Here is a 17,500-nt window from a genome sequence, read left to right on the forward strand (position 1 = left end):
CGATTTTAGGATCGTCTCTGACGGGATCGACTGGATTGGTGTTGCCTGACCGCGCATCATCGGACTTATCTCGAGAAGCTGGTCTTAAAGATATGACCCTGCTGTGCACCGGCGTGCCAGCGGAGAGGGTCGTATCGAACACGTTTATGGCATCGTTCAACGGCACTGTTGTAAAAGGTAACAGTGTCAAGCTGGTCCGGAACCCGAGAGGGCGCCGGATGGTCGTTTTGGCACCCCCTTGAGCGCAAGCGAAAGGGACAAGGTTTGCCAAAACCGGCAAAGATGATGAGCATAGGCAATGAGAACGATTAAGTGATATAAGGGCATTTGGTGGATGCCTTGGCATGCACAGGCGATGAAGGACGTGATACGCTGCGATAAGCCGTGGGGAGCTGCGAATAAGCTTTGATCCATGGACCTCCGAATGGGGAAACCCACCTTAAATGCTTGGGAAATCTGTTCTGCTGGCTTTTGGTTTGTCGACATCGGAAGATGTCGCAAGGCCAGAGGCCGTCGGCCATTGTTGGCCGCGCCGTCCGCAGCGCAGCGATCCGCAAGGATCGCGACAGCGTGAGGACAAAAGACCCCCGGGCTTTGGCCACGAGGGATCGGCAGCACAGGTTTCCAAGCATTGTAAATAAGGTATCTAACTCTGAATACATAGGGGTTAGAAGCGAACGCAGGGAACTGAAACATCTAAGTACCTGCAGGAAAGGACATCAACCGAGACTCCGCAAGTAGTGGCGAGCGAACGCGGACCAGGCCAGTGGCATTGATTGTTAAAGTGGAACAAGCTGGAAAGCTTGGCCGTAGCGGGTGACAGCCCCTTACACGTAGATACATTCAATGTCCTAGAGTAGGGCGGGACACGAGAAATCCTGTCTGAACATGGGTCGACCACGATCCAAGCCTAAGTACTCGTGCATGACCGATAGCGAACAAGTACCGTGAGGGAAAGGTGAAAAGCACCCCGACAAGGGGAGTGAAATAGAACCTGAAACCGGATGCCTACAAACAGTGGGAGCCCGAGCCTTTTAGTAGGTTGGGTGACCGCGTACCTTTTGTATAATGGGTCAACGACTTAGTGTAACTAGCAAGCTTAAGCCGGTAGGTGTAGGCGAAGCGAAAGCGAGTCTGAATAGGGCGATATAGTTAGTTGCATTAGACCCGAAACCGAGTGATCTAGCCATGAGCAGGTTGAAGGTTGGGTAACACCAACTGGAGGACCGAACCCGCATCTGTTGCAATAGATTGGGATGACTTGTGGCTAGGGGTGAAAGGCCAATCAAACTCGGAAATAGCTGGTTCTCCGCGAAATCTATTTAGGTAGAGCGTCTGACGAATACCCCCGGGGGTAGAGCACTGGATGGGCTATGGGGACTCACCGTCTTACTGATCCTAACCAAACTCCGAATACCGGGGAGTACTATCAGGCAGACACACGGCGGGTGCTAACGTCCGTCGTGAAAAGGGCAACAACCCTAACCTCCAGCTAAGGTCCCCAAGTCATGGCTAAGTGGGAAAGGATGTGAGGATCCCAAAACAACCAGGATGTTGGCTTAGAAGCAGCCATCATTTAAAGAAAGCGTAACAGCTCACTGGTCTAGTCAAGGGTCTTTGCGCCGAAAATGTAACGGGGCTGAAGCCATGCACCGAAGCTGAGGATTGGCAAAACTCTAGCGAGTTTGCCAGTGGTAGCGGAGCGTTCCGTAAGCCTGTGAAGGGAGACCCGTGAGGGCTCCTGGAGGTATCGGAAGTGCGAATGTTGACATGAGTAACGATAAAGGGGGTGAGAGACCCCCTCGCCGAAAGACCAAGGGTTCCTGCTTAAAGTTAATCTGAGCAGGGTTAGCCGGCCCCTAAGACGAGGCGGACACGCGTAGTCGATGGGAACCACGTTAATAATCGTGGGCCTGGTGGTAGTGACGGATTGCGTAACTTGTACGATCTTATTGGATTGATCGTGCAGGGAAGCGGTTCCAGGAAATAGCTCCACCGTATAGACCGTACCCGAAACCGACACAGGTGGTCAGGTAGAGCATACCAAGGCGCTTGAGAGAACTATGTTGAAGGAACTCGGCAAATTGCACGCGTAACTTCGGAAGAAGCGTGGCCCCGCTCAAGGCAACTTTTGCGGGGTGGCACAGACCAGGGGGTAGCGACTGTTTACCAAAAACACAGGGCTCTGCGAAGTCGCAAGACGACGTATAGGGTCTGACGCCTGCCCGGTGCTGGAAGGTTAAAGGGAGGGGTGCAAGCTCTGAACTGAAGCCCCAGTAAACGGCGGCCGTAACTATAACGGTCCTAAGGTAGCGAAATTCCTTGTCGGGTAAGTTCCGACCTGCACGAATGGCGTAACGACTTCCCCGCTGTCTCCAACATAGACTCAGTGAAATTGAATTCCCCGTGAAGATGCGGGGTTCCTGCGGTCAGACGGAAAGACCCCGTGCACCTTTACTATAGCTTTACACTGGCATTCGTGTCGGCATGTGTAGGATAGGTGGTAGGCTTTGAAGCAGGGACGCCAGTTTCTGTGGAGCCATCCTTGAAATACCACCCTTATCGTCATGGATGTCTAACCGCGGTCCGTTATCCGGATCCGGGACAGTGTATGGTGGGTAGTTTGACTGGGGCGGTCGCCTCCGAAAGAGTAACGGAGGCGCGCGATGGTGGGCTCAGACCGGTCGGAAATCGGTCGTCGAGTGCAATGGCATAAGCCCGCCTGACTGCGAGACTGACAAGTCGAGCAGAGACGAAAGTCGGTCATAGTGATCCGGTGGTCCCGCGTGGAAGGGCCATCGCTCAACGGATAAAAGGTACGCCGGGGATAACAGGCTGATGACCCCCAAGAGTCCATATCGACGGGGTTGTTTGGCACCTCGATGTCGGCTCATCGCATCCTGGGGCTGGAGCAGGTCCCAAGGGTTTGGCTGTTCGCCAATTAAAGCGGTACGTGAGCTGGGTTCAGAACGTCGTGAGACAGTTCGGTCCCTATCTGCCGTGGGTGTAGGAATATTGACAGGATCTGTCCCTAGTACGAGAGGACCGGGATGGACATATCTCTGGTGGACCTGTTGTCCTGCCAAGGGCATAGCAGGGTAGCTAAATATGGAATGGATAACCGCTGAAAGCATCTAAGCGGGAAACCAACCTGAAAACGAGTGTTCCCTATCAGAGCCGTGGAAGACGACCACGTTGATAGGCCGGGTGTGGACGTGCAGCAATGCATGAAGCTTACCGGTACTAATAGCTCGACTGGCTTGATCGTTCTCATTGCTCATGTTCATCAAACTGCGTTTGATGCACATGATCTTCTTGTCCTCACGCGCCAAAGGCGCTGCGGATCCTCGGGTCTAGCCCGAGGACAGGCTTGCGCCAGACGCCTGGCGGCACGATGAAATCGTGCTGCTGGAGTGATCCGGACAGTGCTGAAAACAGAAGATCGAAATAAACGTGTTCACCTGGACGACGGCAAGTCGTTCTGGGTTAAAAAAGATTCAAGTGGCGATGCCACCCAGCTTCTCAAATGTTGCGCTTTGCCGACCTGGTGGTCATGGCGGGGCACCTGCACCCGTTCCCATTCCGAACACGGCCGTGAAATGCCCCTGCGCCTATGGTACTCCGTCTTAAGACGCGGGAGAGTCGGTCGCTGCCAGGTCTGCAAAACGCAACATAATTCTCATTCACATGCACAGACAAACATCGACACAAAGTCGTTCAAAACCAACAACCCAAACGCAAACAACATCACTTTCCGCGGGGTGGAGCAGCCCGGTAGCTCGTCAGGCTCATAACCTGAAGGCCGCAGGTTCAAATCCTGCCCCCGCAACCAAATCCCAAACCAAACATCAATGCACCAGTCCAGCACTACAAAGCCCGCGTCATAATGACTGCGGGCCGTTTCGCGTTCGGGGTTCGCCACTACATCAGCGCTTCGCGCTTTGTCACCCGTGGGGAGCCGGTATCATCGGCCAGATATCTTTGCGCGCGCGCCGATAGGGCGTTTGCGCCGGATTGTTCGGATAGGGTGTGCCGGCTGAGCAGTATATGATCTCGGACGCGATCTTTGAGAACGAGGCGAAAAAATGGTTGGTCGATTTGATCGCGAGGATCTTCCGTTCTGTCGGATCAATGCCCATGACAGAAAATACACTCGGGTCGAAGGTCTGTGCCCGCGTTGAATTCAGAATGATATCGATGCCATCGAGAACGATATGAGCGGCATCGCCGAACGGTACAAAGCTTTCGCCAAAGCGCATCTCCGCATTGGCGACAAGTTTAACGACAGAAATAATACCGTCCACCGGATTGCCGGTGCCGGGAGCAGATTTGGCTCCGAAGCGCAGCGGAATTTCGGCACCTTCGCCAGCTGCCATGCAGATCTGGACTGCCATCGGAGCCCAGATAGTGCCAATCGCGGTGTTTGTGGCGCCCTTGTCGAGCAGTTCCCGCAGGAGCACGGTCGCGTCACCTGCAGTTCCGCCGCCGGGATTGTCCCATATGTCGGCGATCACCACTGGCCAGGATGTGGCGGCAAGCGCAGAGGCTACCGCCTGCTTCTCGTCCACCTGCGGCATGATGAAGGTCCCGCGGCTGGCAAACAACTCGAGCCCCAGCCTGCGGGCAAGCATCTCCCCCTTTTCCCTGTTATCGTTGGTCACCACAAGCACCTTCGTGCCCATCTCAGGCACGTCTCCCGCCATGAAGCCGTGGACGACCGAAATGGAGAGAATGTCCGCGTCATCCCGCTCGATCTTCATGATCCTGTCGATGAAGGAGCGCATCGGATCACGAGAGGTGGGAAAAACATCGATCATTCGGCAATCGAAGACCGACATGACCGGCTTCACGCGGCCCTCGAGCATATCGACGGTGATCCGCCAGAGATCCTCGGCACGATCGACGAAATCCGTGTGCGGAAATTCCTTGAAGCAGACGAAGAGATCCGCGGCCGACAGCCGCTTGTCCGTCAGATGGCTGTGGGGATCAAGTTCGGCGCAGATCGGGACATCGGCCCCAACCAGTTCACGGATGCGGGTGAGAATGTCGCCCTCGGCATCCTCATAGCCGGCGGCAACCATGGCGCCATGCAATCCGAGCACAACAGCATCGACCGGCATTGCCGCATGCAACTGGCCGAGCACCTCGTCACGCAGTGCTTCATAGGTCGAGCGATTAAGCAACCCTGCCGGATCGGCCCAGGCGGCAGTGCCCTCGATCAGTTCCCAGCCCTTTTCACCCGTGACCCGTCGGCCGACGGTGATTGGTGCAGTGCAGAGCGTCGGCGTTTCTGGATGCTCGCCGGGCGGCGCATAGAGGGAGGCCTCGAAGGCACGGCGGTCGACACAGATCGGCGAGAAGGTATTTGTTTCCGTCGCCAGAGCTGCCGTGAAGATGCGCAAATGAAATCGCCCCTGTTTGCCGTCCGCTCAGCCCATCGGATTCGGCAGATATCCCGTAAATCCGGCGATCTTCCAGCGACCGCCATGAATGCGGCAATAGTATAAGGTCTGCCACTGCATCACATCGCGGCTACCATCCGCCCTGGCCAGTCCACCATCGAACTTCTTGCGCACCAGCGCCATATCGCCCGCGATTTCGATGTCTTCCAGTATCGTAGTGGTGAAAATCGCCGTCCGTGCATCCTCGGCGAATGACTGCGCGGCAAAGTCCTTGGCCTGTTTCAGCCATTCGTTGCGGTAAGCAGAAAGGGTCGGGAAAGCGAGCCGCCAGCCGTCCGGACTGATCTCCTTTTTACAATCGATCCCGATGAATCCTTCTTCGACGAAATCGTCTTCTACCATGGACCAGTCAGTAGCCAGGAAAGCATCGATGTCACGCGCCACAAGCATTTCCCAGATAAAGTGTCGGTCGCGATCCGAGGATGGAAATGGGTTTTGAAAAGGATCCCGCATGCTTCCCCACAATTAAAATTATTTTCATAAAAGCAGTTTTTCTGGCAAAAATCTGCTTTGCATGTCGCGTTGTCAACCTGATAAGCAAATAATTTGCAAGAGAGCTGTAATGCACCAAGCCTGGTGGCACGGTTGATCGCGGCATCCGCTGCAAGCCACTGGCCTTCATGAGAGCGTGGGGACGGACTGGCGCGAAAGGCTGTGGGGGGGCGGGACATGGATATTTTCTCGACATTGCAGGAGGAGAAGGGCAGATTTTCCCGATCGGAAAATCGCATCGCGGACATCGTTCTGGATGACTTCGAATTCGCCGTTAACGCCTCCATTATCGCGCTTGCTGAGAGGGCGGATGTCTCACCGCCCACTGTGACACGCTTCTGCCGGCATATCGGCTGCGACAGCTTTGCCGACTTCAAGGTTCAACTGGCGCGCTCCGCCCATGTCGGCGTCCGTTACCTGAAGCCGGAATCGAAAAGTACAGATCCGGCCGATGTCGCGGCCGATATCATCAACAAGGCACAAAACGCCCTATTCCTGCTGCATCGCTCGCTCGACATGTCAGCGCTGTCGCAAGCTGCCGAGAAACTTTCCACGGCAGGGATGATCTACGCTTTTGGCTCCGGCGGCAATTCGTCGATGATTGCCGGCGAATTGCAGAACCGGCTCTTTCGCTTCGGCCTGCATGTGACGGCCAGTTCAGACCACAGCATGCAACTGATGATGGCAGCCGCTGCCAAACCGACCGACGTGCTGATTGGCTCCTCCTTTTCCGGGCGCAATGCCGAACTCGCCCGGGCCTCCACATTGGCGCGCGAGGCCGGTGTGCCGACCATCGCCCTGACGCAAAGCGGTAGTGCCGTCGCACAGGCCGCCGATATCGTCGTGGCCGTCGATCTGCCTGAAGGCAATAATATCTATCGGCCGACCTCCACGCGCATAGCCTATCTTGCCGTCGTCGATATTATCGCCAGTCTGGTGGCCTATGCCATTAAGCCAGAGGCAACTGTGACACTGCGGCGCATCAAGCAACACCTGGTTGCCCATCGGGACGGTGACGACCGCCAGCTCTTGGGAGACTGACCGACTGCCGCTAAAGGAAATGCACCCCGCCGACTGCATCAGGTACATACTTTTAATTGACTGACTGATCACTCTCCGATAGAGGCGTGTCTGCGGAGACGGATGATGGCAAGACCCAGAAGCGACGAGAAGCGTAGTGCGATCATGAAGGCGGCGATTGCGATTATCGCCGCGCAAGGGACGAGTGCGCCTACCGCGATGATAGCAAAAGAGGCAGGGGTTTCGAATGGAGCATTGTTTACGTATTTCGAAACCAAAGCCGAGCTTTTGAACCAACTGTACAAGGAATTAAAAACGGAAATGGCCCTATCGACGACGGTAGGGCTTCCGACTCATGCCGATATGCATGACCAGGTCCTTCACGTTTGGAATGGCTGGTTGAACTGGGCAGTCGCAAACCCGCAAAAGCGCTGCGTGCTTGCCCATCTCGGCGTCTCCAATGAAGTCACGACAGCCAGCCGTCAGGCAGTAGGCGAGGTTTACGCCGACGTCGAAGCTCTTCTGGATCGAAGCAGAGCCAACGGTCCGTTGCGAGACGCACCGCTGATGTTCGTCGCCACGCTCGTCACTGGCATGCTGGATGCAACGGTCGATTACATCGCACGCGATCCTGCCGGGGCGGATTCGCATGCTGCTGCAGGGTTCAGGGCGCTTTTGCGCATCCTGGGCTGATTTATTTCATTAATTAAAGAGAGACTGGACAGTCATTATGAATAGTGGTTCGGCAGGAAAAGAACGCCGGCAGGAGATCGTCGTGGTAACCGGAGCTTCAACCGGCATCGGCGCCGCCACAGCCCGCGCGCTTGCCGCGCGTGGCTTCCACGTGCTGGCCGGCATTCGTCGCGAAATGGATGGCGACGCAATCCGAGCCGACAACATCGAACCTATCATGCTCGACATAACAGACGCGGATGCGATCACTGCACTCGTGCAGCACATCACCGAGGATCCGCAGCGCCGAACTTTGCGCGCCCTGGTGAACAATGCCGGGGTTGCGGTCAATGCGCCGCTTGAGACCTATGCTCTGCCCGAGTGGCGTCGCTTGTTCGAGGTCAATCTTTTCGGTCATGTCGCGATGATGCAGGCCCTGCTCCCATTGCTTATCCAAAGCAGGGGTACGATCGTCAACATATCCTCCGTCGGGGGCAGGGTAGCGATGGCAACTTACGGCCCTTACGCCGCGACGAAATTCGCTCTGGAAGCCGTCAGCGATTCATTGCGCCGCGAGGTCGGGTCCCTTGGCGTGAAGGTCGTCGTGATCGAACCGGGTGCAGTCACCACCGGAATGCTCGGGCGGGTCGACGCGACCGGGCAGCGGGTCGTCAGCGAAATGACGACCGAGCAACGCGGCCGATACGGTGCACTGATGCAAGCCGTTGTCGCGCAGGCCCAGGCATCCGTGTCGGGAGGCGCTACCGCCGAAAATGTCGCGACAATCATCGCCGACGCAATTGTCAGCAAGCAGCCTCGCACCCGCTATACCGTCGGACGTAGCACCGCGATGATCGCTCGGCTTATCAGGATCCTGCCCGACCGGATGCTTGACAAGCTTCTCGCCCAGGGTTTGAAGCCGTATCTTCCGAAGTGAGTGCCCACTCACCCAAGTAGCGCCGGGCTGAAGGCTGTCGGTCAGCCAGCTTCCAAGTTTCTACTCATTCCGTCATTACTGCGAGGCTTGCGTTCTTTGCTGTTCAAAGCATCGCGCTCGGCGAAAACGCGAGCGACCTCGGCCATGTTCTCCGTCCCCCACGAGCAGAGGGGGACAAGGGCCTCAGCCAGGCTGCGACCCAAGGGAGTCAGACCATAGTCCACTCTTGGCGGGATTTCCTTGTAGTCGGTACGCTTTACCAGACCGTCGGCTTCAAGCTCCTTGAGCTGCTGGATCAGCATCTTGTCGCTGACATCTCTCACGGCACGCCGCAGCGCTCCGTATCTGGTGGGGCCACCCTGCGCGACGAAGTACAGGATCAGCGGCTTCCACTTGCCGGCAATCACTCGCAACGTCGCATCGAGGCCGCAGGTAAACCCAGACAGCGTCGTTGCGATAGTCTCGCCCGGCGGTAAATCATTTTCGCGTGGTCCGGCTTTATCGACATTATCGTATGACATTATTAGTACTTACCAAAAGGTGCATACTTGTCAATAGGGATGCGCGTCGCCAGTTTCTTTCTCGTGTCAACCAAGGAGCACAACATGAAAAGATTACAAGGCAAGACGGCTGTGGTGACTGGCGGTGGAAGCGGGATCGGGCTCGGGGCTGCCAAGCGGTTCATTGAGGAAGGCGCATTCGTCTACATTTTTGGAAGACGGCAGGAGGCGCTTGATGCGGCCTTGGCAGAGTTGGGTTCAGAGGCACGTGCCGTAAAGGGGTCTGTCACCAGCTTCGCCGATCTCGATCGTCTGTATGAGACGGTGAGGAGCGAACGTGGAACGCTTGACATCCTGCTGGCAAACGCAGGGACCGGTTCGTTCGCACCCCTTGGCGAAATCACGCCAGAGCACTTCGACCAGACCTTCGATCTCAATGTGAAGGGCCTGGTGTTTACGGTGCAGAAGGCGCTTCCGCTCATGACGAAAGGCGCGTCGATCATCCTGACCGGTTCGAGCGCGGGGGTCATGGGCACGCCGGCATTCAGCATCTACAGCGCCACCAAGGCAGCTGTTCGCAACCTGGCCCGCAGCTGGGCACTCGACCTTCGCGGCACCGGCATCCGCGTCAATGTGATGTCTCCGGGCCCGATCACGACTGAGCTTGCGCTTGAGGTTCTGGGGGATGAAGGAATGGCCGCGATGGGCGAGACGACGGCGCTCAGTCGTATGGGAGATCCCTCGGAGACAGGTGCGGTAGCAGCCTTCCTCGCCTCCTCCGACAGCAGCTTCATGACCGGCAGCGAAGTCTTCGTCGACGGAGGCCTGGCACAGGTCTGACACCCCAGGCCTCGGCATGTGGGCTCCGTTGCAAAGCGGGGCCCTGAACGAAGAACATCATTCGTCAACGCGCACACTGGTACCGGCGCTGTCGGTATATAGGTCAGCACGGGGCGCTGCGTGGATGGAGAGGCTGTCCATCATTGCACGAAGAATAATGGCAGCGGAGGCGGCGCCGGGGTCTATGTGACCGAGCGATCGCTGACCGAGCCGTGCGGCCCTGCCGCGAGCAGCGACCATGGAACTCGTCGCGTTCGCACCAGCCTCTGCTGCTTCCGTCACCCGTCGCCACATGTCTGATGGCGTGGTCCCCTCCGCCTTGGCCGCAATAGCTGCTTCCATGGCTGGAATCCACGCGTCGAGCATGGTCTTGTCGCCGCGCTGGCCTTTTCCACGTTGCTGGATGCCAAGCGTCAGGGCTTCGATGATAGCCACCTGGTTAGCCAGCGACAACGACGCGTCCGTCTCGAGCACCTTTGCGGCCTTGAGGAAGGCACTGGCATAGAGGGGGCCGGTGGACGCTCCGACGGCGTCGAGGAAAGCCGATGCTGCCGTCGCAAAGACGGTCGAGGCGGCGGCAGTGTCGAAGTCCAGGCGCGCCAGTTCCATCGTCACGGCATGGAAGCCAAGCGACATGGTAATGCCGTGGTCGGCGTCGCCGATGGCGCCGTCAAGCGATGTCAGCCGATCTTTCTGCCGATCGATTGCTGCAGAAATATCATGAAACATCCGCCCGAGGCTTCTTGCCGCGCTCTCAGTCATCGCTATCCTCCATCGATCGGGCCATCTCCTCCCCGATTGCCGTTTCACGTCATTTTCAGAACGACACCGTCGCAGGGATGTTTCAAAAGTGCGGTCAGGTCTTCGTCCAGATGCAGTATCGATATGGATGCGCCGACCATGTCGAGGGATGTGAAATAGTGGCCGACCCAGTTGGCGTCTATGGCGATCCCCTTCGCTGCCAGTCGCTGCTCCACCCGCCTGAAGAGAATATACAGCTCCATCAGCGGTGTTGCGCCGAACGAATTGACCAGTACGGCAACGCGATCCCCCGCCACCGGTTTCATCTCCGAAAAAATACGGTCGATGACTTTGTCGACTATCGCGTCAGCGGGCATCATCTTCTCGCGGGCGACGCCGGGCTCGCCGTGGATCCCCATGCCGAACTCGATATCGTCGGGCCCAATTGCAAAATTGTATCGCCGGGTCTGCGGCATGGAGCAGGGTTCGAGAGCGACGCCGACAGTGTAGGTGCGGGCATTGGCCCTGCGTGTCAGTGCCTCGCATTTCTCGAGCGGGAAACCGATGTCGCAAGCTGCCCCAGCTGCCTTGAAGACGAAGAAGTTGCCGGCAACCCCCCGTCGCCCATCGCGGTCCTCGACTGGCGACGAGGCGATATCGTCAGTCGTCAGCACCGTTCTAACCGAGATACCCTTCGCCTCGGCCATTTCTGCGGCCATTTCGAAATTCATCACGTCGCCGGCATAGTTGCCGTAGACGAAGAGGACCCCTTCACCGCCCGAGGCGGCTTCGGCACCTTGCAGGATGGGACCCGGCGGCGGCGACGAGAAAATATTGCCGATGGCCACGGCGTCTGCCAGGCCTTTGCCGACATAGCCGTAAAAACCAGGTTCATGCCCGGCACCGCCGCCGATCACGAGACCGACTTTCCCCGGCCTGGGACCGTCCCGCGCAATGAGGACGCGATGGGATCTGTCGATCGGTCGAAGGTGGCTGGCATGGGCCTTGACCATGCCGGAAAGCATCTCCTCGACGACGTGGTCCGGATTGTTGAGAAACTTCTTGGTATAGAGGCGTTGGTTGACTTGGGGCACCGGCTGGCCGATGTCCGTCTTCGCCCGCTGCGAGATCCTGCGATCCACATCTGCGACACCGTCGGCATTGAGGATGCCGCGCGCAGTTGCGGCATCGGTGATCAGCACATTGACATAGCCGCCGCGCAGTGCGGCAAGAATAGCCGGAACCTTGTCAAAGCCACCGGCAATGGCAACGCGCAAGTCGATGGCCTTCAGCATGTCCAGCGAAATACCGACGGTGCGCTCGTCGAGCGGGCCGGTGATAGGTCGCCCATGGCCGTCTATGAAGCGACCGGCGACGACTCCAACGGCATTTCTGGCGAGGTAATCCTGCAGCGACACGGACTCGAAAAAGCCGCTGGTATGGATGGTCGAGTTGGGGCGCAGCGACGATATGCCGAACAGGGCCTTGTTGGCGCGCGCAAGGGTCTGGAACTGGTTCTCGATTAACGGCTCGCGCAACAGCAGGTCGCGCATTTCAGGGCTGGTGACGATTGCCGGCGCGGAAATGTTGATTAGCCTTGCGCCGACCGCGTCGGCAATCGAGGCCGCGCAGAGTTCGGGCGTGTAGGCGAAGCTGGCCCGCGTTCCACCTGTCGCCTGGACGACGGTGACATCCTGAAGGCCGGTCGCCGATGCCCGCTCTCCGACGGCAAGCACTGTCCGGCCCCAGGAAACCGCGAGCGTATCGCCTGATTGCAGCAGGCGTTGCAAGGCCTGCGCGCCTGCCATTCCCAACCGCTCGATCAGGGGCTTGGCATTGTCGTCGCTCGGCACGACAAGACAGTCCGCCAGGCCGAAGTGGTGCTTTATCTCCCGGGCGACGGTCAGCGACGACAAGCGGCCGGGCTCGATGGAAATGCTGACGATGCCTCGCTCGCGCGCTTCGGCGAGGTAGCTGTTGACCGTTGCGCGCGAGATGCCCATGGCATCGGCGATGTCGCCCTGCGTCATGCCGTCTTCGTAATAGAGCCAGCACGCCCAGACATAGGGATCGTCGCCGTAGCGCAGCGGCATTCCCTCGAGCGCTTCGGACGCGCTGGCCTTGCCGGCGGTGGACTTTCGCGGCTGGGATAATTTGATCGTCATCTAAACGCGCCGTCTCCCGTGTTTTCGACTGCAAGGATGAAAGCACGGCAAGCGCTTTTGCAAGGGACCTGGAGCGAAAGTCACGCCAGACCGGCCGGCGGACGCGCCTTTCTACCGCGTCAGGATCAGCGCAGGCGTTCCTGCGCAGATAGGCTGAGCTGTTTCAGGATAATCGCGCAAGAGGTGGCGCCAGCATCAAGGACACCGAGAGAACGATCCCCCAGGCGGCTCGACCGGCCAATTTTTGCGACAAGATCGATTGTTGAGTCGCGACCGGCCTCGGCCGCCTGAACCAGTTTCTGAAGCGCAGTTTCGAAGGGCTCGCCCGATGCGACGGCGTCGTCGAAAGCCTCGATGGCGGGTACGAGTGCATCGAGCAGCGTCTTGTCGCCCACCTTGGCGGAGCCGATGGACTGTATGCCGTCAAGCCCGGCATGCAGCATCGCGCTGAATGTTTTAGGATCGATATCTTCGCGACCTTCGAGCTGCTCGGCGAATTCGGTAAACATCACGCCGTAGAGCGGTCCCATCGAGCCACCAATTTCGTTCATCAGCACGGAGCCGAGTATCTCGAAGGACTGGCCGAGGCTAGCATCCTGCCCCTTCAACCGTTCCGCCGCCATGCCGAAACCTTTTGCCATATTGACGCCGTGGTCGCCGTCGCCGATCTTCCCGTCGATCTCGCTGAGATAGGCCCGATTTTCGACGATGCGATCGGCAATGGACAATACGATCGGCGCGGCGGAGGTGTTCTTGAACGTCTGCATGTGGGTTTTCCTCAAAGCTTCATGGTGCAGTCGACATCGACCGCGAGCAGCGCCTTGGTTTCGTCGTCGAGCGCCATGACGGTCAGCGTCGCCCCGACCATCTCCAGCGACGTGAAGTAGTTGCCGACATAGGTCTTGTTAATGACCAGGCCTCGGGCGGTGATTTCCGTCTCGATCGTGTCGTTGAGAATATACAACTCGTTCAGCGGCGTGGCACCCAGACCCGACACCAGAACGGCAACCTCTGTTCCCGTCGGAAGATTATGGTCGTCCAGCACGATCTTGCACATGTCGCGTGCAATCTCCTGTGCCGTCTTCAGTGGTTCGACGCGGACGCCGGGTTCGCCATGGTGGCCGATGCCCACTTCCATGGTCCCGGGTTCGATCTGAAAGTTCGGGTGACCGACTGCCGGCAACGTACAGGGACCAAGGCCGACACCGATCGAGCGGCAATTGTCGATTGCCTTCTGGGCCGCAATACGGACCTCCTCGAGGCTTCCGCCCTGCGATGCCCGGGCGCTGCCGATCTTCCACATGAAGATCTCGCCCGCCACGCCACGCCTTTTCTCCCGCTCATGCGGTGGCGCGGAGCACACGTCGTCATTGGCAACGACGGTTGCGACCTCGATACCCTCCTTGGCCGCGAGCCGGATCGCCATTTTTACATTCATGTTGTCGCCGGCATAATTGCCATAGAGGCACACCACGCCGGCGCCGCCATTGGCCTCGCGGAAGGCATCCTGAAAGCTCTTTGCGGTCGGTGAGGAAAAAAGCTCGCCAACGGCCACCGCATCCAACATGTTCCGGCCGGTATAGCCCATGAACCCCGGCTCATGGCCGGAGCCGCCACCGGTGACGACACCGACCTTGCCGGCAACAGGGGCATCCTTGGCGACGATGACGCGCGGGTTCTGCCCGACGCGAAGGATGTCGGAATGAGCCTTGACGAAGCCCTTGACGGTATCTTCGACGACCTGGTCCGGATCATTGATAAATCTCTGCATAATGTCTCCTTGAAATTCCAGGCTGTCGCTCAGAGAATGGTGTAGCCGCCATCGATCAGAAGATCGGCCCCGTTGATCATGTCGGCGCCGTTCGAAACCAGGAACACTGCTGCGGCAGCCACTTCTTCCGGATAAGCAAAGCGCCCGTTCGGTATTCTTTTCTTGGCAGCTTCGCCCTTCTCACCGGCCCAGGCCTTCTTGCCGAGTTCCGTCAGCACCACGGTCGGGGAAATCGTGTTGACGCAAATTCCATGCTTGCCCCATTCTGCTGCAAAGGTCTTCGACATGCCGATAACGCCGAATTTCGAAGCGCAATAGGCCACATGCTCCTCGATCGCAACCGTTCCCGCTTGGGAGGCCATGTTGACGATCTTGCCGCCCTTGCCGGCGGCGATCATCGCCCGCCCGACCGCCTGGGTCACGAGAAAGCTGCCCTTCAGATTGATGTTGATGGTTCTGTCCCAATGGTCGAGCGACAGGTCTTCGGCCGGCGCGAGATAGACGACGCCGGCGCTGTTGACCGCGATGTCGATGCCGCCAAAGGCAGCCAGAACGTCGGCAACTGCCTTTTCGACCGATTGCGGGCTCGATACGTCGCAGACGAACGGTCTTGCGCCATGTCCGAGCGATCTGGCTTTTTCAGCAGCGACATCGGCATTGATGTCGAGCACGGCAACTGTAGCGCCCTTGGAAGAAAATGCGTCGGCAATGGCCGCACCGATGCCGGAGGCGCCGCCGGTCACCAGCGCAATCTTGCCGGTCAGCGGGAAATTAAGGTCTATCTGCAAAGCGGTATCGGTCATTGTGCTCCACTCTCGTCTATCGGGATCGGGGCGGCGTGGCCGCCCCTTTCACCCATTTCCTACTTGCGCGATTCCAGCAGCTTGTCGGCATTCTCCGGCGTAACCTTGGTCCACGGAACCAGGTAATCCTTCTCCTTGCCGTCATTCCACTTCATGTCGGGATACTGGGTCCAGACCGTTGATACCGGCTTGTAGTCCGGCCGGGCTGCCTTTATGGCGACGTCGAGCGCGCCCTGTGCCTGGGCGCTGCCGTCCTGCAGGATCGATGCCATCTGGCCTGCCTTGACGGCGTTGATTGCATCCGTCACCCCATCGACGCCGGCAATGGCGAAGTCGGAGACCTTCAGCTTGGCTGCCTTGATCGCCTCGATGGCGCCCAATGCCATTTCGTCGTTCTGGCCGATGATACCCTGGATCTGACCAGGGTGGGAGGTCAGCCAGTTCTCCATCAGCGTCTGGGCTTCGGCGCGCGACCAGTTGGCCGTCTGCGTTTCCAGAACCTTGACATCGGGGCAGGCTTTCAGCGCCTTCTGGTTGCCTTCGAGGCGCTGGATCTGGCCGGATTGACCGATCGGTCCCTCGAGAATGACGAGATTGCCCTTGCAGCCCATCTTGTCGAGCACGGCCTTGGCTTCCATCTCGCCGGCCAGCACGTCGTTCGAGCCGACATAGGATGTCAACAGGTCCGAATTGACGCGAGCGTTCGAGCCGACGACGGGGATGCCGGCGTCGTGGGCCGCCTGAACGGCCGCAGCACCGGCTTCGACATCCATCGGCACGAAGATGATCGCATCGAACTTCTGCGTGATCATCGTGTTGAACTGTTCCTGCTGCACGAGCGCGTCATAGCGGCCGTCAAAGACGGTCAGTTCGACGTCGCCGCTCTTGACGGCGGGATGCTGTTTCAGCGCCGCCGACCAGAGCTGCATGAATTCGGCGTTGAGGCCGTAGGTCGTCGCCCCGATTTTGAGTTTCTTGTCCTGCGCCATGGCCGGCGCCGCAAGAATGGCGACGCTGGCGATAAGTCCAATCAACAGTCTCTTCATCTCTTTCTCCTCCATAGAGAATCCCGGCTGCCATCTGGCATGCCGTTTTGTTGCGGGCAGCGGTTGCCGCCCGAATTGCTGCGGTCACTGACCGTGATTTCGTTTCTGGTCGAGCATCACGGCGCCAACGATAAGGGCGCCCTTGAGGACCTGTTGGTAATAGGACTGGATGCCGAGCAGATCGAGACCGTTGTTCATCACCCCGATGATCAGCGCGCCGATCAGCGTGCCGGTGACGCGCCCGACGCCGCCAGACAGGCTCGTCCCGCCGATGACGACGGCAGCGATGGCGTCGAGTTCATAGGCAACGCCCGCCTGGGGCAGGGCCGAGCCGGTGCGCGCCGACAGCATCATGCCGGCGAGACCCGAAAGGGCGCCCGAGATGGTATAGACAACGAAGCGGATACGGGTGACGTTGATGCCGGACGTCTTTGCCGCATGCGGGTTGCCACCGACGGCATAGATGTAGCGGCCGAACCGCGTCCGGTTCAACACCCACCAGGACACCAGAAAGACCACCGCCAGGATGACGACCGGCATCGGAATGCCGATGATATTGCCGGTGCCGATCCAGCGAAACTCCGGCGTCAGGCCCGGAACAGGTTTCCCACCGCCATAGATGAGGGTCATGCCACGAGCCGCAGACAGCATGCCGAGAGTGGCGACAAAGGCGGGGACCGAAAAGCGCGAAACGATGATGCCGACGATGGTGCCGCAGGCAAGACCGACAAGGATCCCGGCGGCAAGGGCCACATAGGCCGGGTAGGGCGCGCCGGATACGCCGGCCGTCGCCGATGTCGTCGCCAGGCTGGCGCTGACGATGCCGGTCAGGGCCACTACCGAGCCCACCGACAGGTCGATGCCGCGCGTCAGGATCACGAAGGTCATGCCGATCGCCAGCACGCCGTTGATCGAGGTCTGCAGCAGGATGTTCGAGATATTCCCGGACGTCAGGAAGTATTCGTTCGACACGGAAAGGATGAGCGACAGCAGCAGGAAGGCAAGGAAGATCCCGTACTCCTGCAGCAGCAATCTGCGACGGTCTGCATTG

General features: G+C 58.7%; 14 protein-coding genes, 1 tRNA gene and 2 rRNA genes (1 of these 17 cut by a window edge). 7 read left to right on the forward strand and 10 right to left on the reverse strand.

Features of this window, described 5'->3' with window-relative positions:
* Positions 1 to 306 precede the first annotated feature (306 nt).
* The 3 genes from J5289_RS02125 to J5289_RS02135 all read left to right on the forward strand — a co-directional run bounded on the left by J5289_RS02125 (position 307) and on the right by J5289_RS02135 (position 3,832).
* Positions 307 to 3,268, forward strand: a 23S ribosomal RNA gene (locus tag J5289_RS02125).
* Positions 3,269 to 3,543: 275 nt separating this feature from the next.
* Positions 3,544 to 3,658: ribosomal RNA gene (rrf, locus tag J5289_RS02130) — 5S ribosomal RNA — on the forward strand.
* A 97-nt stretch (positions 3,659 to 3,755) separates the two neighbouring features.
* Positions 3,756 to 3,832: transfer RNA gene (locus J5289_RS02135), tRNA-Met, on the forward strand.
* A gap of 112 nt (positions 3,833 to 3,944) precedes the next feature.
* On the opposite strand, the gene J5289_RS02140 is transcribed toward J5289_RS02135, so the two are convergent.
* Together J5289_RS02140 and J5289_RS02145 are read right to left on the reverse strand one after the other, a co-directional pair.
* Positions 3,945 to 5,402, reverse strand: a complete 1,458-nt coding sequence (locus tag J5289_RS02140; RefSeq protein ID WP_209207895.1) for a M81 family metallopeptidase — start codon at positions 5,400 to 5,402, stop codon at positions 3,945 to 3,947.
* Between the two features lie 27 nt (positions 5,403 to 5,429).
* Complete coding sequence (locus tag J5289_RS02145; protein WP_209185864.1) at positions 5,430 to 5,915, reverse strand: hypothetical protein; 486 nt, start codon at positions 5,913 to 5,915, stop codon at positions 5,430 to 5,432.
* Between the two features lie 216 nt (positions 5,916 to 6,131).
* Between J5289_RS02145 and J5289_RS02150 the strand changes: the two genes are divergently transcribed.
* The 3 genes from J5289_RS02150 to J5289_RS02160 all read left to right on the forward strand — a co-directional run bounded on the left by J5289_RS02150 (position 6,132) and on the right by J5289_RS02160 (position 8,583).
* The gene (locus tag J5289_RS02150) at positions 6,132 to 6,995 is read left to right on the forward strand and encodes a MurR/RpiR family transcriptional regulator (protein ID WP_209185863.1); all 864 of its coding nucleotides are present in this window, start codon (positions 6,132 to 6,134) and stop codon (positions 6,993 to 6,995) included.
* A gap of 102 nt (positions 6,996 to 7,097) precedes the next feature.
* On the forward strand, positions 7,098 to 7,667 hold the full coding sequence (locus J5289_RS02155) for a TetR/AcrR family transcriptional regulator (RefSeq protein WP_209207894.1): 570 nt from the start codon (positions 7,098 to 7,100) through the stop codon (positions 7,665 to 7,667).
* A 37-nt stretch (positions 7,668 to 7,704) separates the two neighbouring features.
* Positions 7,705 to 8,583 carry an SDR family NAD(P)-dependent oxidoreductase gene (locus J5289_RS02160; protein ID WP_209185861.1) on the forward strand — a complete coding sequence of 293 codons (879 nt, stop codon included), beginning with the start codon at positions 7,705 to 7,707 and terminating at the stop codon, positions 8,581 to 8,583.
* Between the two features lie 41 nt (positions 8,584 to 8,624).
* Here the strand turns inward: J5289_RS02160 and J5289_RS02165 are convergent, their stop codons facing one another.
* Positions 8,625 to 9,029: a helix-turn-helix domain-containing protein gene (locus tag J5289_RS02165; protein WP_209185867.1), complete on the reverse strand. Its 405-nt coding sequence runs from the start codon at positions 9,027 to 9,029 to the stop codon at positions 8,625 to 8,627.
* A gap of 159 nt (positions 9,030 to 9,188) precedes the next feature.
* Here J5289_RS02165 and J5289_RS02170 point away from each other — a divergent pair, with 159 nt between their 5' ends.
* A complete protein-coding gene (locus tag J5289_RS02170; protein WP_142832498.1) occupies positions 9,189 to 9,923 on the forward strand; it encodes an SDR family NAD(P)-dependent oxidoreductase in 735 nt (244 codons plus the stop codon).
* A gap of 57 nt (positions 9,924 to 9,980) precedes the next feature.
* On the opposite strand, the gene dhaL (J5289_RS02175) is transcribed toward J5289_RS02170, so the two are convergent.
* The 7 genes from dhaL (J5289_RS02175) to J5289_RS02205 form a co-directional block, all read right to left on the reverse strand.
* Positions 9,981 to 10,685, reverse strand: coding sequence for a dihydroxyacetone kinase subunit DhaL (dhaL, locus tag J5289_RS02175; protein ID WP_209185860.1), 705 nt, complete (start codon positions 10,683 to 10,685; stop codon positions 9,981 to 9,983).
* Positions 10,686 to 10,729: 44 nt separating this feature from the next.
* Positions 10,730 to 12,829 carry a bifunctional sugar-binding transcriptional regulator/dihydroxyacetone kinase subunit DhaK gene (locus J5289_RS02180; protein WP_209185859.1) on the reverse strand — a complete coding sequence of 700 codons (2,100 nt, stop codon included), beginning with the start codon at positions 12,827 to 12,829 and terminating at the stop codon, positions 10,730 to 10,732.
* Positions 12,830 to 12,954: 125 nt separating this feature from the next.
* On the reverse strand, positions 12,955 to 13,596 hold the full coding sequence (gene dhaL / locus J5289_RS02185) for a dihydroxyacetone kinase subunit DhaL (protein ID WP_209185858.1): 642 nt from the start codon (positions 13,594 to 13,596) through the stop codon (positions 12,955 to 12,957).
* Positions 13,597 to 13,607: 11 nt separating this feature from the next.
* Entirely contained in the window at positions 13,608 to 14,600 is a 993-nt protein-coding gene (locus J5289_RS02190; protein WP_209185857.1) for a dihydroxyacetone kinase subunit DhaK, read from the reverse strand.
* 29 nt (positions 14,601 to 14,629) lie between these two features.
* Positions 14,630 to 15,403, reverse strand: a complete 774-nt coding sequence (locus tag J5289_RS02195; RefSeq protein WP_209185856.1) for an SDR family oxidoreductase — start codon at positions 15,401 to 15,403, stop codon at positions 14,630 to 14,632.
* A gap of 59 nt (positions 15,404 to 15,462) precedes the next feature.
* Positions 15,463 to 16,449 (reverse strand): substrate-binding domain-containing protein, encoded by a 987-nt coding sequence (locus J5289_RS02200; protein ID WP_142832504.1) that lies wholly within the window; start codon positions 16,447 to 16,449, stop codon positions 15,463 to 15,465.
* A gap of 84 nt (positions 16,450 to 16,533) precedes the next feature.
* Positions 16,534 to 17,500, reverse strand: partial view of an ABC transporter permease gene (locus tag J5289_RS02205; protein ID WP_209185866.1) — the 3' portion only. Its footprint extends 14 nt past the window's final position; the window shows 967 of its 981 coding nt (coding positions 15-981); its start codon lies off the right edge, out of view; the stop codon is at positions 16,534 to 16,536.

It is taken from the genome of Rhizobium sp. B230/85 (genome assembly GCF_019355735.1).
Classification (GTDB): Bacteria; Pseudomonadota; Alphaproteobacteria; order Rhizobiales; family Rhizobiaceae; genus Rhizobium; species Rhizobium rhododendri.